The organism is Mesorhizobium sp. M0317, assembly GCF_040321555.1.
Lineage (GTDB): Bacteria > Pseudomonadota > Alphaproteobacteria > Rhizobiales > Rhizobiaceae > Mesorhizobium.
The window spans coordinates 1-16,161 of sequence record NZ_JAMYRV010000015.1 but is presented as its reverse complement, the minus strand read 5'-3'; the positions used below and the strand labels follow the sequence as shown (position 1 = coordinate 16,161).

The following is a 16,161-nucleotide window of genomic DNA, read 5'->3' as shown; positions in this document are numbered from 1 at the left end:
TCAGGCTAACTTCGCTAGCAGCCGCATAAACGTGGCCGCTTCCTTGGCCGTCAGCGGCGCCAGTGTCTCCTGGGTGATGGCGCGGGCCAACGGGATCAGCCGTTCGATCGCCTCGCGTCCCTCTGGCGTGAGACTGACCAGCAGGCGCCTTTTGTCGACCTCATGCTTGGTCAGGTCGACCAGGCCACGCGCCTTCAGCCGATCGATCACGCCCTTGACGGTCGCCGCATCCATGGCGATCAGCGTTCCCAACTGGTTCTGCGAGGTCTCGCCGACATCGTGCAGCTTGGCGAGTGCGGCGAATTGCGGCGGCGTCAGGTCGCTGATCTGGGCGGCAAAGATCGAGACATGGCGCTGATGCGCCTTGCGCAGGATGAAGCCGACCTGCTCCTGCAGGCGGTAATCATGTTCGTCGGGCTCTTCGGCCTCGACCAGCTTGAGAAGATTGTCACCGCCGCTCATCGCAAGCCATCCCAGGCCTTGATGTCGCCTGCAGCCAGGCCGCCCATGCGGTCGTGCACGCGCGGGCCGCAGCTCATGGCGAGGCAAAACAGGATTTCGTCGGCACGCGGCCCGTCGCTGAGGCCGACCTCCATGGCGTCGAAATGGCTGCGGACATAGGCAGCGTTGGTGTGGCCGAGCGGCACGTCGAGCCGCGAGCCGAACGCCCCGACCTTGGTTGCCGACGGCACGATCGCCTTGGCGTCGCCCAGCCGCTCGCGCATGGCATAACCGCCCGGCACATGCCAGAGCGCGCCGTGCTCCAGCTCCCCTGACGAACCGACAATGGTGCCCTTGCCGTAGGCGTCGATCTGCTTGATGTCGCCGCCCAATGCGGCAATGAGCTTGTCGGTGAGCAGCAGGCCAAGCGGCTTCAGATCGTCCATGGCGCTCTGCAATTCTTCGACGTAGCGGCCGGCGAACGGGTTCTTCACCAGCGCCACGGCCGCCGCGCGGCGGCGCGGCACAGCTGCGGCCGGGCCGCCATCGTGAAAAATCTCTTCGGTCAGAACCGCAATCTTGCGGATCGGAAACTCAGGCATGGGCAACTTCCTTCCCTGGATTTTTGTTGGGCGCGGCAAGCGCCATGGAACCACTGATCCGCGCTTCCCCGCCTAGAAACAGCGCCGATGCGGCAATCAGGCCGCGCCGGCGAAAATCTTCGGCGACGGCAAGGCCATTGTCCAGCGCCCGCTCCACATCGCCACGCGCGAGCATGCCGACGGCTTGTGTCACCAGCCGCGCGCCGAGATCGCTGTCGGGCGCCAAGTCGTGCGCGGGAATGCGCTTGATGGCGGGATTGCCGGGCAGGTCGACGGCGTTGGCAATGAGCGTCGCCGCCGCATCGGCCTCGGCGCCGGTGCGGGCCAGCACGGTGACGGCGTCGGCAATGCCAAGCGAGAACGAACGGCCGCGCCAGCCGCTGGTGGCGACGCCGCGCACGCCGTCCGCCGAGCGAATGGTGAGGCGGTCGGCCATGCCGTTGCCGGTGCCGGCGATCGCCAGGTTCATCGACTGGCCCTTGCCGATATGGAGGGCGCTGTCGCCGCCATTGTTGACATAGGCCCGGTCGAGCTTGCGACCGGCAAGCAATGCCGAGAGCATTTCGTCGGCTACCGATCCCGCGACGGCGGCCATCGGCGTGATGAAGCATTCCGCCAACGGCATGACGGCTGCTTCCATGCGCCGCGCGGTCGGGCCGGCGAAGGTGCGCGGCGCCAGGAAAAATGCCGGCAGCCGCAATTCGGGAAGCTCCTCGACCAACTCGATCAGGATCGTCTGGAAGCGCTCGATCGCCTGATCGTAGGCGGCACGACACTCAGCCGCCTCACCAAAGGCCTCGACGATCAGGTCGATCGGCCCGTGGTTGAGGTGCAGCCGCTTGCCGTCCTGCAGCCAGTGGACTTGCGGGCCTTGCATCAAGAGGCCCCGTTCGAGCCGACGCGGCGCAACTGCGCCAGCGGCGGCCATGGATTGTGGGCCTCGGCGCCTGAGCCGCGGCGCGGGTTGAGATATTCGCCGCCTTTGGCAACGATATCCTCGACGCTGCGTATCTCGGCCTCGTAGCCGCCCAGCCGGACATAGTCGTCGCGGCGTAGCGTGAATTCGATCGGCGCCACCAGCGCCGGCGTCGGCACATAGCCGAAGGCGCCTTCCGGCACGCGCATGACGTCGACCATCAGCGTGATGCCGCCGCCCGGCCAGACATAGACCGGCGCGCCGCCAACGGTGACATAGGTATTCAAGCCCTGCACCGAGCGGGTGAGATTGACCGGGTTTTCGGTGACGCCGGCGCGCAGCGACCCGCCGGCGCCGCCGATGAACAGCACGGTGCAGAGCGCCGGTTCGCAATTGTCCTCGATCAGGCCGACCGATTTTTGCAACCGGTCCGGGAACGGTTTTTCCACAGGCTTCAGTTCGTCGTCGAGTTCGTAATAGGCGAACTGCTCGCCAGTGGTCGACACCATCAACAGCGACAGGCCAGGACGCGCGCCCTTCTTGGAATTCCATTCGCCGAGGATCGACAGCGGGTCGGAAATGCTTGTGCCGCCCCAGCCGAGGCCGGGCTCGGAGACCTTGAAGTAGCGGCCCGGCGTCGAACGGCGGCCGATGATTTTTATCCCCGTATCCTGCCAGCCCAGCACCTTGCCGGCTTGATGCTCCGACACGACGCCGGTGATGTGGTCATCGACCACCACCACTTCGTCGACCAGGCCGCGCCATTGCGTGGCGAACATGCCGATGGTGGCCGAGCCGCAACCGACGCGCATGCGATGTTCCTGCTTGCCGTCGATGACAGGTGGTTTGCCGGCTTCGACGATGATGGTGGCGCCACCGTCGATGGTCAGTTCGACAGGCTTGCGGTTGCACAGACTGAGCATCGCGTCACAGGTTGCGCGGCCTTCCGCCTTGGAGCCGCCGGTCAGATGATGCACGCCGCCCAGCGACAGCATCTGCGAACCGTATTCGCCTGTCGTGACGTGGCCGATCGGCTCGCCTTGCGCGCGCACGATTGCCGTTTCGGGACCGAGATGGCGGTCGGTGTCGATCTTCACCTTGACGCCGCAGTACGAAAAAATGCCTTCGGTGACCACGGTCACCAGATCGACGCCCTCGACCTCCTGGCTGACGATGAAGGGGGCCGGCTTGTAGTCGGGATAGGTGGTGCCGGCGCCGATCGCAGTGACGAAGCGGCGGCCGGTGTTGACCAGTTCGCCGTCCCATTGCTCGCCCTCGGCAGTGAAAGGCACGACCGCGGCGCCGCTCTCTGCCGCATGGTCGAGGATGGTCAGCGGGTCCATACGCACGATGCGGCCACCGACATTGCCGTAGCGGTCGCAGGCGCCGGTGCGGCCATCGGCGATGTAGCACATCACCGGACAGGCATCGCAGCGGATCTTCTCCGCCACCAGCTTTTCACCCGGATCGTGGGTTTCGAAGCGTTCGGCAAGCTCGCTCATCGGCGTGCCTCCTTGTCGCGGATGCCATCTTTTTCGCGGATGGTGGCGCGGATGCGCGTCGGCGTCGCCGGAACCTTGGTGATGAGAACGCCGGTGGCGTGGCGTATGGCGTTGAGGATGGCGGGTGCGGTCGGGATCAGCACATGCTCGCCCAGGCCCTTGGCGCCGAACGGTCCCTCCGGATCGGGAACCTCGATCAATATGTGCTCGATCTCAGGCACATCGCCGATGGTCGGGATGAGATAGTCGTGCAAATTCTCGGTGCGACCGGGGATGTATTCCTCCATCAGCGCCATGCCGATGCCTTGCGCGATGCCGCCTTCGATCTGGCCTTCGACCAGCAGCGGGTTGATAGCCTTGCCGACATCGTGCGCGGCGGTGATTTTCAAGAGCTTCACCGTGCCGAGCTTGAGGTCGACCTCGAGTTCGGCGATCTGCGCGCCATAGCCGTAGACGGCGTAAGGCTTGCCCTGGCCCTTGGCATCGAGCGGCAGCGTCGGCGGATCGTAGGTCTCCTCGGCGCGAAAGACGAAACTGTCCGCATCGACATCGAGCGCGGCGAGATCGATACGCCGAGTGGCTTCGCCCTCACGAATGACGATCGCCGGGCCGTCCAATTGCAGGGCCGCGTTCTCCGAGACATTGGCAAAGCGCAGGATCTTTTCGCGCAAGGCGCGGCCGGCTTTTTCGGCCGCCTTGCCGGTGACAAAAGTCTGGCGCGAGGCCGATGTTTTGCCGGCGTCCGGGCTGATCGCGGTGTCGGCGCTTCTCAGCTTGAATTTTTCCAGCGGCAGGCCAAGTGCGTCGGCGCAGATCTGGGCAATGACGGTGTTGGAGCCCTGGCCGATATCGACGGCGCCCTGATGCAGGATGACCTCCCCCTCTGGCGAGATACCGACCCTTATGGTCGACGGATTGGGCAGCGAGGTGTTGCCGCAGCCATACCAGCAGGACGCGATGCCGACGCCGCGCTTTTTGCTGATATTGGCATTGTTGAATGTATCTGCGTCGGCCGTCGCGCGAGCCCAATGCGGCCGCAAGGAGTCGAGGCACTCGAATATGCCGACGCCCGACTCCAGTCGCTGTCCGGTAACCGTTTCGGATCCGTTCCGAAGGCAGTTCTTCAGCCGAAAATCGAGCCGGTCCATGCCAAGCTTGCCGGCGAGCTCATCATAGAGCGTCTCCTGCATGATCGTCGCCTGCGGCACGCCGAAGCCACGGAAGGCGCCGGAAATCGGCCCGTGGGTGTGGATGGCGCGGCCTTCGGCGCGGTAGTTCGGCGTCGCATAGGGACCGGAGGCATGCACCGGCACGCGGTTGGCGACGGTCGGGCCCCAGCTGGCATAGGCGCCGGTGTTGAAATCGCCTGTGAAGACCATGCCGGTGACATGGCCCTCGGCATCTACGCCGATGGTCGCCTTCATCTCGGCGGGGTGGCGCTTGGTGGTCGACATCATCGATTCGGTGCGGGTGTAGGCAAGCGCCGCCGGCCGGCCGGTTTTCAGTGCCACAAGGCCGATGAGCGGCTGCAGCGACACGTCGAGCTTCGAGCCGAAGCCGCCGCCGGTCGCGGTCGGCACGATGCGCACCTTGTCGACGGCAAGACCGAGCACCTTTGCCGTTTCGTCACGGTCCATATAGGGGGCCTGGGTGCAGGCGACGACGACCAGCGTGTCGCCGTCCATGTAGGCATGGCCGGCTTCCGGCTCGATATAGGCGTGCTCGACATAGGAGGTGTCGATGGCACCGGACACCGTGTAAGCAGCCTCGCCAAGCGCCGCCTCGGGGTCGCCGCGCTCGACAAAGCCCTTGGTCAACAAATTGGCCGGGCGGTTCGCGTGGATGAGCGCAGCCCCTTCTGCCTGCGCGTCGCCGGGCTGCAGAAAATGCGGCAGCTCGGTCCAGCGGACCGGGAAATCCTGGAGGTCGAGATCGAGCATGGCCTCGCGCTCGCCGGCGACCAGCGCCACTGCCTCGCCGCGCAGCCGCGCAAAGCCTTCGGCCAGCGCCGGCTGGTCGGCAAACGGACCGATGACGCCGAAACAGTTTTTTCCCGGGATGTCGGCGGCGGTGAAGACGCCGGCGATGCCGGGATGCGACTTCACCCAGCCCTCCAGGTCGCCGAAGGCGAAGCCGGCATGATAATGCGGCGAGCGGACCACCAGCACAGCCAGCGCATCGGCGGGAAAGGCATCGCCGCCGAATTTTTCAGCGCCGGTGACTTTTGGCACGCCGTCGAGCCGGACCGGGGAGGCGCCTACAGCATTCCCTGTGGTTGGCATTCTACGTTCAAAGTTGAATTCCAACGAATGACGTTGGCGCTGCCCCTCACCCTTACCCTCTCCCCGTGAAGAACGGGGAGCGGGGAGCGTCGGCGCTGGAGCACTTCCCTTCTCCCCGTCACTATACGGGGTGAGGGTGCCGGCAGGCGGATGAGGGGCAGCGCCGTCGGTCGACGTCTCGAACCGTCCCACATCCATCACTGCCGCGATGATCTTTCTGTAGCCGGTGCAACGGCAGAGGATGCCGCCCAGCGCATCCTGCACCTCGGTCTCGGTCGGATTCGGCGTGCCATCCAGCAGCGCCGTTGCCGCGACCAGCAGCGCCGGCGTGCAGATGCCGCATTGCGCGGCGCCATGCGCCAGGAAAGACGCCTGCAGCGCCGACAGCCGGCGATCGGCGAGGCCTTCGACGGTCGTTACGGACGTCCCGGCTGCGGAGGCCGCCGGCATCAGGCAGGCGCAGACGGCGTCGCCGTCGACCAGCACTGTGCAGGCGCCGCAATCGCCGGCATCGCAGCCAACCTTGGTGCCCGTCAGCTGCAATTCGTCGCGCAAAACCTGCGACAGCCGGCGCAGCGGCGGCACATTGACCGAGACGGCGGCGCCATTGACGGCGAAGGCGATCTCGGCGCGCTCGATGCCGAGGCCCGGCACGAGGTCGGGCAGGGCTTCAATCATCTCAGAGTGGCTCATGCCGCCACCATGCTGTTGTCGTTCGTCAGCCCGCAGGCCCCCAGCACGGCGCGAGCGACAAGCTCGCGCGCTGCGTCGAGCCGGTATTCGGCGCTGCCGCGCACGTCGGCAATCGGCGAGAGCTCGGCCATCGGCGCGGACAGGAGAGCATCGGCGAGTGCCGGGCCGACAGGCTTGCCCACCAGCACGGCTTCGACAGCGGCGAGCCGCCTGGCGACGGCCGAGCAGGACCCGACCGCGACAGCGGCTTCCATGACTATGCCACTCTCGGCAACGAGGCGCGCCGCCACCATGGCGATGGAGATGACGAGGTAGCGCCGCGCACCGAGCTTGACGAAGGCCGACGTGCCGGCAGAGGCCCGCTTCGTGATGCGGATGGCGGTGACCAGTTCGCCCGGCAGCAAAGCGGTGCGGCGGTTGCCGAGAATGAACTCCTGCAGCGGCAGATGACGCGTCGCGGCTGCAGAGCGCAGCTCGACCTCGGCGTCCAGCACCAGCAGTCCCGGAACGCCATCGGCGGCAGGCGAAGCATTGCAGAGATTGCCGGCGATCGAGGCGACATTCTGGATCTGCAGGGAGCCCACTTCGCGCGCGGCCTGCTTCAGCGCATCGAAAGCCGCCGGCAATGGATGGCGGACAAGGTCGGTCCAGGTGGTGCGGGCGCCCAAAACCCAATGGGTTTCGGTCTCGGCAATGCCGCGCAGCGAGACCAGGCCGTTAATATCGAGAACATTGTCGCGGAACGGTTTGGCGCCCTGCGCCGGATAGAAATCGGTGCCGCCGGCAAGCACGCGCCAGGCGCCCTCGCCCAGCAGTGCGAGCGCCTCGTCGAGCGTGGCGGGTTTCGCGTAACGGATCACGCTTTGCCTTCCAAAAAAATAGGCCTTCCCATTGGGACCTTCAAAAGGTGGGGTCTTCCCGAACCCCGCCAATGTCTGATCAGGCCAAATTCATTCGTATGCAAATGATATCAAGCTGGCGGAAATTGTCAAAGCCGGAGTTTAAGGGAACCCGGCCGCCAAGCATTTCTTACGCTTGCAGAGGTTGACGCAGGCGGCCATCCGGTCAAGTTTCAGCATCCGGTCGCATCAGCGGCGTATTTCACTCGATCCCCCGTTCGAGACTAGAAGAGGAGAGGCGCCATGGCCGACGAAGCGCTTGTTGTCATCGACCTGCAAAACGACTTCTGCCCCGGCGGCGCACTGGCGGTTGCCGGCGGCGACGAAATCGTGCCGCTGGTCAACGATCTGATTCGGCATGCCGAGCATGTCGTGCTGACGCAGGACTGGCACCCGGCCGGACATTCGAGCTTTGCCTCCAGCCATCCGGGGGCGCAGCCCTTTAGCGCGATCGAGATGCCCTATGGGCCGCAGACGCTGTGGCCGGACCATTGCATCCAGGGCAGCCTCGGCTCGGATTTTCACTCGGGGCTCGCCTGGACCAAGGCCGAGCTGGTAATCCGCAAGGGATTTCGCCCTGATATCGACAGCTACTCCGCCTTCTTCGAGAACGACCACAAGACGCCGACCGGGCTCGCCGGCTACCTCAAGGAGCGCGGCATCGGCACCGTGACCCTGGTTGGCCTGGCGACCGACTTCTGCGTCGCCTTCTCGGCCCTCGACGCGGTCAAGCAAGGCTTCAAGACGACGGTTCGCCTCGACGCCTGCCGCGGCATCGATCTCAACGGTTCGGTCGAGGCGATGCTGAAGAGGATGCTCGATGCCGGGGTGAGGCTCGAAGACCCGATCTCGGAGTGACTGGATCGTGAGGCATCGAGGGGGCTGCACACAGTTGGGGAAGGCTTTGGCGGCAGGTGTACTCGCTTCCGCTGTGTCTCCGCAAATGGCCTTCGCGGCCGAGGCCCGCGGCCTGCCCGAAGCTGCCATGTCGCTGTGGTGGGCGCTGCCTTTCGCCGGCCTGCTGCTCTCGATCGCCACCGGACCGCTGCTGTTCCATCATGTCTGGGAGCATCACTACGGCAAGATCGCAGCCGGCTGGGCAGCACTGGCAGTGGTGCCGTTGGCGATCGCTTTCGGCATGTCCTTGGCGAGCGACGCGGTGCTGCACACGCTGCTCACCGAATACATGTCGTTCATTATCCTGCTGTTCGCGCTCTACACCATTTCGGGCGGCATCCTTGTCGCCGGCAACATCCATGGCACGCCGCTGGTCAATGCCGGGCTGCTGCTCGTCGGGGCGATGCTGGCCTCGGTGATCGGCACCACCGGCGCCTCGATGATCCTGATCCGGCCGATGCTGCGCGCCAACGACAACCGGCAGTTCAACGCCCATGTCGTCATCTTCTTCATCTTCCTGGTGTCTAACATCGGCGGCTCGTTGACGCCCTTGGGCGACCCGCCATTGTTCGTCGGCTTCCTGCGCGGCGTCGACTTCTTCTGGACGTCGGCGAACCTCTGGCGCGAGACGCTGTTTACCGGCGGCCTGGTGCTGCTTGTCTTCCTGGCCATCGACATCATGCTGCATCGCCGTGAAGGCGGCGCGCCGAAGATCAAGGATCCGACGCCGGATACGAAGGTGCGTCTGCGCGGCCTGGCCAATCTGCCGTTGCTGGCCGGCGTCATTGCCGCGATCCTGCTTTCAGCTGCCTGGAAGCCGGGCGTGACTTTCTCCATCCTCGGCGTCGGCCTCGAACTGCAGAACCTGGTGCGCGATGCCATCATCCTGGGGCTCGCCGGGCTGTCGCTTGTCGTTTCCCTCAAGAGCCATCGCGAGGCCAACGGCTTCACCTGGGGCCCGATCGCGGAGGTGGCAAAACTGTTTGCCGGCATCTTCATCTGCATCGTGCCGGTCATTGCCATCCTTCGCGCCGGCCATGACGGCGCGCTGGCGCCGCTGGTGGCGCTGGTGACGTCACCCACCGGCCAGCCCAATGATCTCGCCTATTTCTGGCTGACCGGCGGGCTGTCGTCCTTCCTCGACAATGCGCCGACCTATCTGGTGTTTTTCGAACTCGCAGGCGGCGACGCGCGGCACCTGATGACGGAGGCGGCCTCGACGCTGGCCGCGATCTCGGCCGGCGCGGTGTTCATGGGCGCCAACACCTATATCGGCAATGCACCCAACTTCATGGTCTACGCCATTGCCCGACACCGCGGTGTGAAGATGCCGGGCTTCTTCGGCTACATGGCATGGTCAGGGCTGGTGCTGATCCCGATCTTTTTGATCGCCGGGTTCCTGTTTTTCGGCTGATCAGCCGACGCCGACATAGCGCCTGACTGCCGATGGGTCGGCGCGCAATTGCTCGACATCGACGGTCTCGCGGTTGCGGCCGTTCTCGATGAAGCAGACGCGGTCGGCGACGGACAGCACGGCGTCGACGCGCTGTTCGACCAGAATGGTGGAGACACCTAGCTCACGCAGCTTCACCACCGTCTCGCGGATTTTGGCGATCATCGACGGCATCAGCCCCTCCGTCGGCTCGTCTAGCAACAGCACCTGCGGCTCCAGACAAAGCGCGCGGGCCATGGCCAGCATCTGCTGTTCGCCACCGGACAAAGTGCCGGAGCGCTGCCGCAGCCGCTGGCGCAGCAGCGGGAAGAGGTCGAGCACGCTCTCGCGCGTCGCTCTTCCCTTGCCGCGCGCCATCAGGCCGATCTCGATGTTTTCCGCCACCGTCATCTCGGCGAACAGCCGCCTGCCCTGGGGCACATAGGCGACGCCGGCCTTGGGCACCTCATGCGCCGGCAGGCCGGTCAACTCCTTGCCGGCGAGCCGGATCGAACCGGCGCTCGACCGAACCAGCCCCATGATCGCTTTCAGCGTCGTCGTCTTGCCGGCGCCGTTGCGACCGAACAGGCACAGCACCTCGCCCTTGTTGAGCACTAGGTCGAGCCCATAGAGCACCTGAACCTCGCCATAGAAGCAGTCGAGCCTGGAGATAATCAGCGCTTCAGTCTCGTGGGCTTCAGTCTTGTGGGCCTCAGTCTTGGGGGCCTCAGTCTTGGGGGCTTCGCTCATGCCGCCGTCCCCAGATAGGCTTCCTGCACCTGTGTGTTGGCGCGAACCTGTTCGGGCGTGCCTTCGGCCAGGATCTTGCCGGCGTTGAAGACCGTGATGCGGTCGGCCAGCTGCATGACGACCGGCATGTTGTGCTCGATCAGGAGCACGGTGGCGCTCTTGGCAATCTCGCGCACCAGTCCGATGAAATTGTCGATCTCGCTGTCGGCCAGCCCCTGCGTCGGCTCGTCGAGGATCAAAAGCCGCGGCTTAAGCGCCAGGCCCATCGCGACTTCCAGCAGGCGCTGGTGGCCGTAGGAAAGCTGGCCGGCCGGCATATGGGCGCGGCCGGCAAGTCCGGTGCGTTCCAGCGCGGCCATGACGCCGGTGCGCACCGCACCTTTCGAGCGGCCATCGGTCAGCGTGCGCTGCACCGGCAACGCGACATTATCGTACGCAGAGAGGTTGGCGAAGACGCTGGTGATCTGGAAGGTGTAGGCGATGCCCCGGCGCACCCTGAGATAGGCCGGCTGGCTGGTGATGTCGGCGCCGTCGAAGACGATCATGCCGGACGATGGCTGAATGCGGCCGCTGACCAGGCTGACGAAGGTGGTTTTGCCGGCGCCATTGGGGCCGATGACGGCGCGGATCTCGCCCGGCATCAGCTGAAAATCAACACCGTCGACGGCGCGCAGGCCGCCGAAACTGCGCGCCAGGCCTTTGGTGGTCAGCAACGGCATCATGGGAGCCACCCGAGCCAGCGCTGGCGGATGGTGCCCAGAATGCCTTTGGGGAAAAACAGCACCAGCAGGATGAGCGCAATACCGACGATCAGGAGATAGGCGGAGGTGTAGCCGCTGGCGGTGTCGATGACATAGTACATGAACACCGTGCCGAGCAGCGCGCCCAGCGTCGTGGCGGCGCCGCCGAGCAGCACCCAGAGCAGCGGCAGGATGGAATACTGCACCGAGGCAAAGCTCGAGCCGACATAGCCGAACAGCAGCGCATAGGCCGCACCCGAGGCGGCGCAGATGGTGCCGGAGACGACGACGGCGATCAGCTTGTTGGAGAAGGTGTCGTAGCCCAGCATTTTCGTGCGCTCCTCGTTCTCGCGCACCGCGACCAGCACGCGGCCATAGCGGGAGCGGACGATGGCGAGGGTGATCAGCAGCACGACCGAGAACAGCGCCAGCGCGCTCATGTAGCGCACGGTCGGGTTGGTTAGGTCGAGCGATGTCGCGCCGAAGGCCAGAACCCGCGCCGGCTGCGGCACGACCAGACCCTGGTCGCCGCCGGTCCAGGCGGCGAAATAGAGGATGACGAGGTAAAACACCTGCGCGAACATCATGGTGACGATCATGAAGGCGACGCCGGTGGTGCGCAGCGCCAGCAGGCCGATCACCAGTGCCAGCAGCGCGCCGCAGGCGATGCCGGCGAGGAAAGCCAAAGGCACGCTCCAGCCGAGATGGATGACGGCGAGACCAGCGCCATAGAGCCCGGCGGCGAAGAACATGGCGTGGCCGAGGCTGAGCAGGCCGACATAGCCGAACAGCAGGTTGTAGCCCATGGCGAACACCGCCAGCACCATGATGCGGGCGAGCAGGCCGTGATGATAATCCGGCAGGACGAAGCTCAGGGCGAACAGCAGCGCGATGGCGCCGATATGCAGAGCATAGGTTTTTGCCGGCGAAGCATCGCTCATCGCGGCGCCTGCCCGAACAGGCCCTGCGGCCGGAACACCAGCACCATGGCCACCAGCAGCGTGGCGATGATCTTGGCCAAAGTCGGCGAGAAGAACACCGAGATGATGCCGTCGGACAGCCCGATCAGCACAGCAGCGAAGACGGTGCCGCGCAGCGAGCCGAGGCCGCCGATGATGACGACGATGAAGGACAACAGCAGCGGGTCCTGTCCCATCAGATAATGCGCCTGGCTGATCGGCACGATCAGCACGGCGGCGATGGCCGCCAGCATGGCGCCGAGCGCGAAGACGCCCGCATAGACGCGGTCGACTGGAATGCCGAAGGCCTGCGCCGTCTCGCTGTCATATTGGGTGGCGCGCATGATGAGGCCGATCTTGGTGCGCGTCAGCACCAGCCAGGTGGCGATGAGCAGAAGCGCCGAAGCGGCAATGATCGACAGCTTGTAGCCGGAATAGCCGAACCAGGGCAAAAGGATGCGGTAGCTGAAGGGCGGCTCCACCGGGCGGGCTTCCGGGCCATAGAAGCTCAACGCCAGCTGCTGGATGATGTAGAGCATGCCGATCGTGGCGACGATGGTGGCTTCCGGATTGTAATTGAGCCGCCGCAGCACAAGCCGCTCGGCTACCAGCGCAATGGCGCCGACAATCAGCGGCGCAATCACCAGCGCCGCCAGGAAGCCGAGCGTGGGATGGCCGGGTATCGCCGTCGAGATCGCCCAGGCCAGCACCGCGCCCAGCATGAAGAACTCGCCATGGGCGACGTTGACGACGCGCATGACGCCGAACACCAGCGACAGCCCAAGCGCCGTCAGCGCCAACACGGCTGAGGTGACAAGGCCTTCGAGGGCGGCGAGGAGGAGATGGGGTCCGAAATGCATGGGCTACACGCTGGCAGGCGCCAAGTGCACCCCTCTCTGCCCTGCCGGGCATCTCCCCCTCGAGGGGCGAGATTGGATGTCATTTCGGCTTTCGCCAATCGCAAAGTTAGACAGGAAGGTGCCGTCGCACGAACTGCCGATCTCCCCCCTTGAGGGGGAGATGTCCGGCAGGACAGAGGGGGGTGGCTGGGCGCTCACGCTCGCTGGAGAAGCCTACAGCGCCTGCGTCGTATAATCCCCTTCTGCCTCGTACAGCCCGTCCTCGATCTTGGTCTTGTGGACGACATTCAGCTTGCCGCCTTCGACCTTGGAGATGTTCTGGATACCAAAACACTGGTGGATCTTGCCGTTGAAGGTTTTCGGCCCCTGCGGATGCTCCGGGCCTTCGGCGAATTCGGTCAGAGCCTCGGTCGCCTCGACCAGCTTGGCGCGGTCTTCCGGGCCCTTGTAGCCGGCGTCTTCCATCGCCTTCTTGACGACATAGAGCGTCTCCCAGCAGCCGAACATGTGGGCGGCGGTGGAGACGTCCTTGGGGTCGCCAACGGCAGCGCCATTTTCGTCGATGCCAACGGCGGCGCGGTAGGCTTTCTGCGCGGCCGAGTCATTGGCCTGGGCATAGCGCGGCGAGCCTTCCCAGAAATGGCTGCCGTCCAGGAATTCGAGGCCGGGGCTGTTGATGTCGGTGGCTTCGAGCGAATCGATGAAGCCGAACAGCTGCGGCCGGTTGGAGCCGTAGAACTCGCCGAGTTCCTTGACGAAGGTGAGCACGGCCGGGCCGACCATGACATGGTAGATGACTTCGGTCTCGGCCGGGATCTGCGGGAAGTATTTCGTGAAAGATGACTCTGTCGGCGGGATGGCGATCTGGGCGATGACCTCGGCGCCTTGCGCCTTCAGCGCCGGCGGCAGGTAGTCGCGATGGTCGTAGCCGAAGGCGAAATCGGGGAAGATCTGCGTCACCTTCTTGCCGGCATTGGCCGCGATCCATGGCGCCATCGACTGGATCTGGCTCTTCACATCGGTGATGCCGGGCTGGAAGACGTAGCGGTTGAGCTTGGTCGAAGCGACATGGTGGCCTTCGCTGACGACGAAATAAGGGATCTTGTTTTCGCCGGCGGCCGGCGCCGAGCCGATCACGACATGCGAGAACAGCGTGCCGAAGACGATGTCGGTCTTGTGCTGGGTGGCGAACTTGCCGACCACTTCGGCGCCACGGCCGGGATCGGTGCCGTCATCCTCGATCACCAGTTCGACCGGCCGGCCGTTGATGCCGCCGGCATCGTTGATCGCCTTGACCGCGGCGGCACTGGTCTTTTCGTACCAGCGGCCATAGGCGGCGCCGATGCCGGTGCGGTGCGACTGGAAGCCGATCTTGATTGGCGCCGAACTCTGCGCCTGGCTGTAGCGGACGAAGCCGGACGCGAGCGTCAGCCCGGCGCCGGCGGCGAGACCTTTCAGCGCGGTGCGGCGGCTAAGGGTGGATTTGGAGAGATCGAAAAACCCATTCTTGTCAGTCACGGCAGTTCCCCTGTTTTTGAGTTTTGACTGTCTGTAACGAGGCAAGGCCACTCCCTTGCAGGAGGGGCAGAAATTGCATGTGTACAAACTAAATCACCAAAGCACAGAGCTTGCAAGCGGGCTTTCCGCAAAGGCATGTTGATCAGCTTGTCTCATCCGGCCGTCGGCGTGGCAAGCAACCACAGGCCGAAGATCGTGTAGGCAATCATCAGCATGGTGAGCGGCAACTGGCTGAGGGCGGCGCGCGATGGCACCTGGTGCAGTCGCCAGGCCAGGCCATGGGCAACGAGCACCGCCAGCATATGGCCGGCGATGATGATGCCGGCCTGCAGGTTCCACAGCCACCAGGCGGAGTCGGCGCCGGCGACGATGCCGGCCTCGATCTGCATGTCGGCGGCGCCGAACAGGTTCCATCCCAGCGCGAACGGGTCGGACAGAGCGGCGATCGCATACTGGCCGTCGACCAGCAGCGCCGTCAGATAGTGCGCGACATGATAGGCAAGCGCGATCGGCACGATCGACCACACCAGCAGCCCGGCGGCCTCGCGGAGGGAATGTCGGCTGCCGGCGAGGCGCTGGCCGAGGATGACGGCCAGCAGGAATGCCGCCGCCAGCAGAACGAAGGTCAGCACTAGGCCGAAGCTGCTAACGCCGATGAGCGCCGTGCGGCCGGGATATTCCAGCGGGTTGATGCCGAACAGGCCGAGCCAGAAGAAGGTTTTCGACAGGCCGTCGAAGGACACCGATGACAGGCTGAGCAGCAGGAAAGCGATGCCGCTTGCCGGCAGGGGTGCCGCGCCGAGCAGTTTTGAGCCCGGCCAGCAGAGAGCGAGGCGACCGTGCTCATCGCGCTCGACGATGGCGAAACGAGCCACCATGGCGAAAAAGATCGTCAGGAATTCGCCGCGCCGGCTCCAATCGCGGTAGCCAAAGGCGAGCATGGCGATGAAGGTAAGCAACCAGTAGAGGCCGGCGGCATAGGCCAGCCGCGCCGGATCGTCGGGCGCCGGGTCGATCAGCTCGAACCAGGCGAAGGCGAAGAACAGGATAACGGCCGGCCAGCAGCCGAGCCATGAAGGCAAACGCGATTCCTGTCCCTCACCGCCACGAAGCTCGAACAGGCGGCTTACGATCCGCCACGGGCCATACCATGGGTTCAGCCACGACCAGAGATCGCCGAACAGGCCTTGGGCGATGGCAAGGCCGACCCAGAGCAGCGTCCAGATGGTTAGCGGCAGCGGATTGGAGAGCGGGTCGCGGCTGCCGAACAGGCCGGCGGCGATGAGGGTTGCGAAGCCGGCAAAGGAGATGAGGCCGATGATTATGCGGGCGGTGTCGGCGAATGGGAAGAGCGGCAGGCGGCGGCGCCAGAAGCGGTCGAGGGTTGCGGGTGGCAGCAGGGCGAGGACGAGGAAGCTGACGGCGACGGCGAGCGCGCCGCCGGCGATGTAGTAGCCCGTCGGGAGGAGGAGGACGTGGCCGCGGTCGGAGGCGTGGGCGAGGGCGGGGGTGGGGAGGAGTGTGAGGGTGGGGGAGCAGGCGACATATGTCAGCCTGACGCGATCCTTCACACCCCCCTCTGGCCGGGGGGGCGCGGGGCACGCCCCCCCGGGGGGGGGGGGGGGGGGGGGGGGGGGGGGGGGGGGACAGGGGGGGGGAGGGGGGGCGGG

At 65.3% G+C, this 16,161-nt stretch carries 14 protein-coding genes; 2 read left to right on the top strand and 12 right to left on the bottom strand.

Annotation, left to right across the window (positions count from 1 at the left end; genetic code table 11):
* Genes NKI88_RS13315 through NKI88_RS13290 form a run of 6 tightly spaced genes read right to left on the bottom strand, consistent with a single transcriptional unit; the run spans position 1 to position 7,296 of the window.
* A complete protein-coding gene (locus tag NKI88_RS13315) occupies positions 1 to 462 on the bottom strand; it encodes a MarR family winged helix-turn-helix transcriptional regulator (RefSeq protein ID WP_023689200.1) in 462 nt (153 codons plus the stop codon).
* Positions 459 to 1,043 carry an amino acid synthesis family protein gene (locus tag NKI88_RS13310; protein WP_023689199.1) on the bottom strand — a complete coding sequence of 195 codons (585 nt, stop codon included), beginning with the start codon at positions 1,041 to 1,043 and terminating at the stop codon, positions 459 to 461. Before NKI88_RS13310 ends, NKI88_RS13315 begins: the two co-directional genes overlap by 4 nt.
* Entirely contained in the window at positions 1,036 to 1,920 is an 885-nt protein-coding gene (locus NKI88_RS13305; protein WP_352655546.1) for a UPF0280 family protein, read from the bottom strand. The genes NKI88_RS13310 and NKI88_RS13305 overlap by 8 nt, the downstream gene beginning before the upstream one ends.
* Positions 1,920 to 3,461 carry a 6-hydroxynicotinate reductase gene (locus tag NKI88_RS13300; protein ID WP_352655544.1) on the bottom strand — a complete coding sequence of 514 codons (1,542 nt, stop codon included), beginning with the start codon at positions 3,459 to 3,461 and terminating at the stop codon, positions 1,920 to 1,922. Before NKI88_RS13300 ends, NKI88_RS13305 begins: the two co-directional genes overlap by 1 nt.
* Positions 3,458 to 6,421, bottom strand: a complete 2,964-nt coding sequence (locus NKI88_RS13295; protein ID WP_352655542.1) for a molybdopterin-dependent oxidoreductase — start codon at positions 6,419 to 6,421, stop codon at positions 3,458 to 3,460. The genes NKI88_RS13300 and NKI88_RS13295 overlap by 4 nt, the downstream gene beginning before the upstream one ends.
* 11 nt (positions 6,422 to 6,432) lie before the next feature.
* Positions 6,433 to 7,296: an FAD binding domain-containing protein gene (locus NKI88_RS13290; protein ID WP_023745842.1), complete on the bottom strand. Its 864-nt coding sequence runs from the start codon at positions 7,294 to 7,296 to the stop codon at positions 6,433 to 6,435.
* A 282-nt stretch (positions 7,297 to 7,578) separates the two neighbouring features.
* Here NKI88_RS13290 and pncA point away from each other — a divergent pair, with 282 nt between their 5' ends.
* Both pncA and NKI88_RS13280 read left to right on the top strand, forming a co-directional pair.
* Positions 7,579 to 8,193, top strand: coding sequence for a bifunctional nicotinamidase/pyrazinamidase (pncA, locus tag NKI88_RS13285; protein WP_352655540.1), 615 nt, complete (start codon positions 7,579 to 7,581; stop codon positions 8,191 to 8,193).
* A gap of 85 nt (positions 8,194 to 8,278) precedes the next feature.
* Entirely contained in the window at positions 8,279 to 9,646 is a 1,368-nt protein-coding gene (locus tag NKI88_RS13280; protein ID WP_352655538.1) for a sodium:proton antiporter, read from the top strand.
* Here NKI88_RS13280 and NKI88_RS13275 read toward each other — a convergent pair whose 3' ends face one another.
* From NKI88_RS13275 to NKI88_RS13250, 6 genes are all read right to left on the bottom strand, one after another.
* Positions 9,647 to 10,414 carry an ABC transporter ATP-binding protein gene (locus tag NKI88_RS13275; protein WP_352655536.1) on the bottom strand — a complete coding sequence of 256 codons (768 nt, stop codon included), beginning with the start codon at positions 10,412 to 10,414 and terminating at the stop codon, positions 9,647 to 9,649.
* Positions 10,411 to 11,136 carry an ABC transporter ATP-binding protein gene (locus NKI88_RS13270; RefSeq protein ID WP_352655534.1) on the bottom strand — a complete coding sequence of 242 codons (726 nt, stop codon included), beginning with the start codon at positions 11,134 to 11,136 and terminating at the stop codon, positions 10,411 to 10,413. The genes NKI88_RS13275 and NKI88_RS13270 overlap by 4 nt, the downstream gene beginning before the upstream one ends.
* Positions 11,133 to 12,095 (bottom strand): branched-chain amino acid ABC transporter permease, encoded by a 963-nt coding sequence (locus tag NKI88_RS13265; RefSeq protein ID WP_352655532.1) that lies wholly within the window; start codon positions 12,093 to 12,095, stop codon positions 11,133 to 11,135. The genes NKI88_RS13270 and NKI88_RS13265 overlap by 4 nt, the downstream gene beginning before the upstream one ends.
* Positions 12,092 to 12,973, bottom strand: a complete 882-nt coding sequence (locus tag NKI88_RS13260) for a branched-chain amino acid ABC transporter permease (RefSeq protein ID WP_352655530.1) — start codon at positions 12,971 to 12,973, stop codon at positions 12,092 to 12,094. Before NKI88_RS13260 ends, NKI88_RS13265 begins: the two co-directional genes overlap by 4 nt.
* A 213-nt stretch (positions 12,974 to 13,186) precedes the next feature.
* Positions 13,187 to 14,491 carry an ABC transporter substrate-binding protein gene (locus tag NKI88_RS13255; protein ID WP_352655528.1) on the bottom strand — a complete coding sequence of 435 codons (1,305 nt, stop codon included), beginning with the start codon at positions 14,489 to 14,491 and terminating at the stop codon, positions 13,187 to 13,189.
* Positions 14,492 to 14,643: 152 nt separating this feature from the next.
* Complete coding sequence (locus NKI88_RS13250; RefSeq protein WP_352655526.1) at positions 14,644 to 16,062, bottom strand: hypothetical protein; 1,419 nt, start codon at positions 16,060 to 16,062, stop codon at positions 14,644 to 14,646.
* Positions 16,063 to 16,161: the final 99 nt, after the last annotated feature.

Excerpts from the sequence above, each read along its gene's own strand:
- NKI88_RS13315 (WP_023689200.1), bottom strand. The coding sequence starts at position 462 with ATGAGCGGCGGTGACAATCTTCTCAAGCTGGTCGAGGCCGAAGAGCCC.
- NKI88_RS13310 (WP_023689199.1), bottom strand. The coding sequence starts at position 1,043 with ATGCCTGAGTTTCCGATCCGCAAGATTGCGGTTCTGACCGAAGAGATT.
- NKI88_RS13305 (WP_352655546.1), bottom strand. The coding sequence starts at position 1,920 with ATGCAAGGCCCGCAAGTCCACTGGCTGCAGGACGGCAAGCGGCTGCAC.
- NKI88_RS13300 (WP_352655544.1), bottom strand. The coding sequence starts at position 3,461 with ATGAGCGAGCTTGCCGAACGCTTCGAAACCCACGATCCGGGTGAAAAG.
- NKI88_RS13295 (WP_352655542.1), bottom strand. The coding sequence starts at position 6,421 with ATGATTGAAGCCCTGCCCGACCTCGTGCCGGGCCTCGGCATCGAGCGC.
- pncA (WP_352655540.1), top strand. The coding sequence starts at position 7,579 with ATGGCCGACGAAGCGCTTGTTGTCATCGACCTGCAAAACGACTTCTGC.
- NKI88_RS13280 (WP_352655538.1), top strand. The coding sequence starts at position 8,279 with ATGGCCTTCGCGGCCGAGGCCCGCGGCCTGCCCGAAGCTGCCATGTCG.
- NKI88_RS13275 (WP_352655536.1), bottom strand. The coding sequence starts at position 10,414 with ATGAGCGAAGCCCCCAAGACTGAGGCCCCCAAGACTGAGGCCCACAAG.
- NKI88_RS13270 (WP_352655534.1), bottom strand. The coding sequence starts at position 11,136 with ATGATGCCGTTGCTGACCACCAAAGGCCTGGCGCGCAGTTTCGGCGGC.
- NKI88_RS13265 (WP_352655532.1), bottom strand. The coding sequence starts at position 12,095 with ATGAGCGATGCTTCGCCGGCAAAAACCTATGCTCTGCATATCGGCGCC.
- NKI88_RS13260 (WP_352655530.1), bottom strand. The coding sequence starts at position 12,973 with ATGCATTTCGGACCCCATCTCCTCCTCGCCGCCCTCGAAGGCCTTGTC.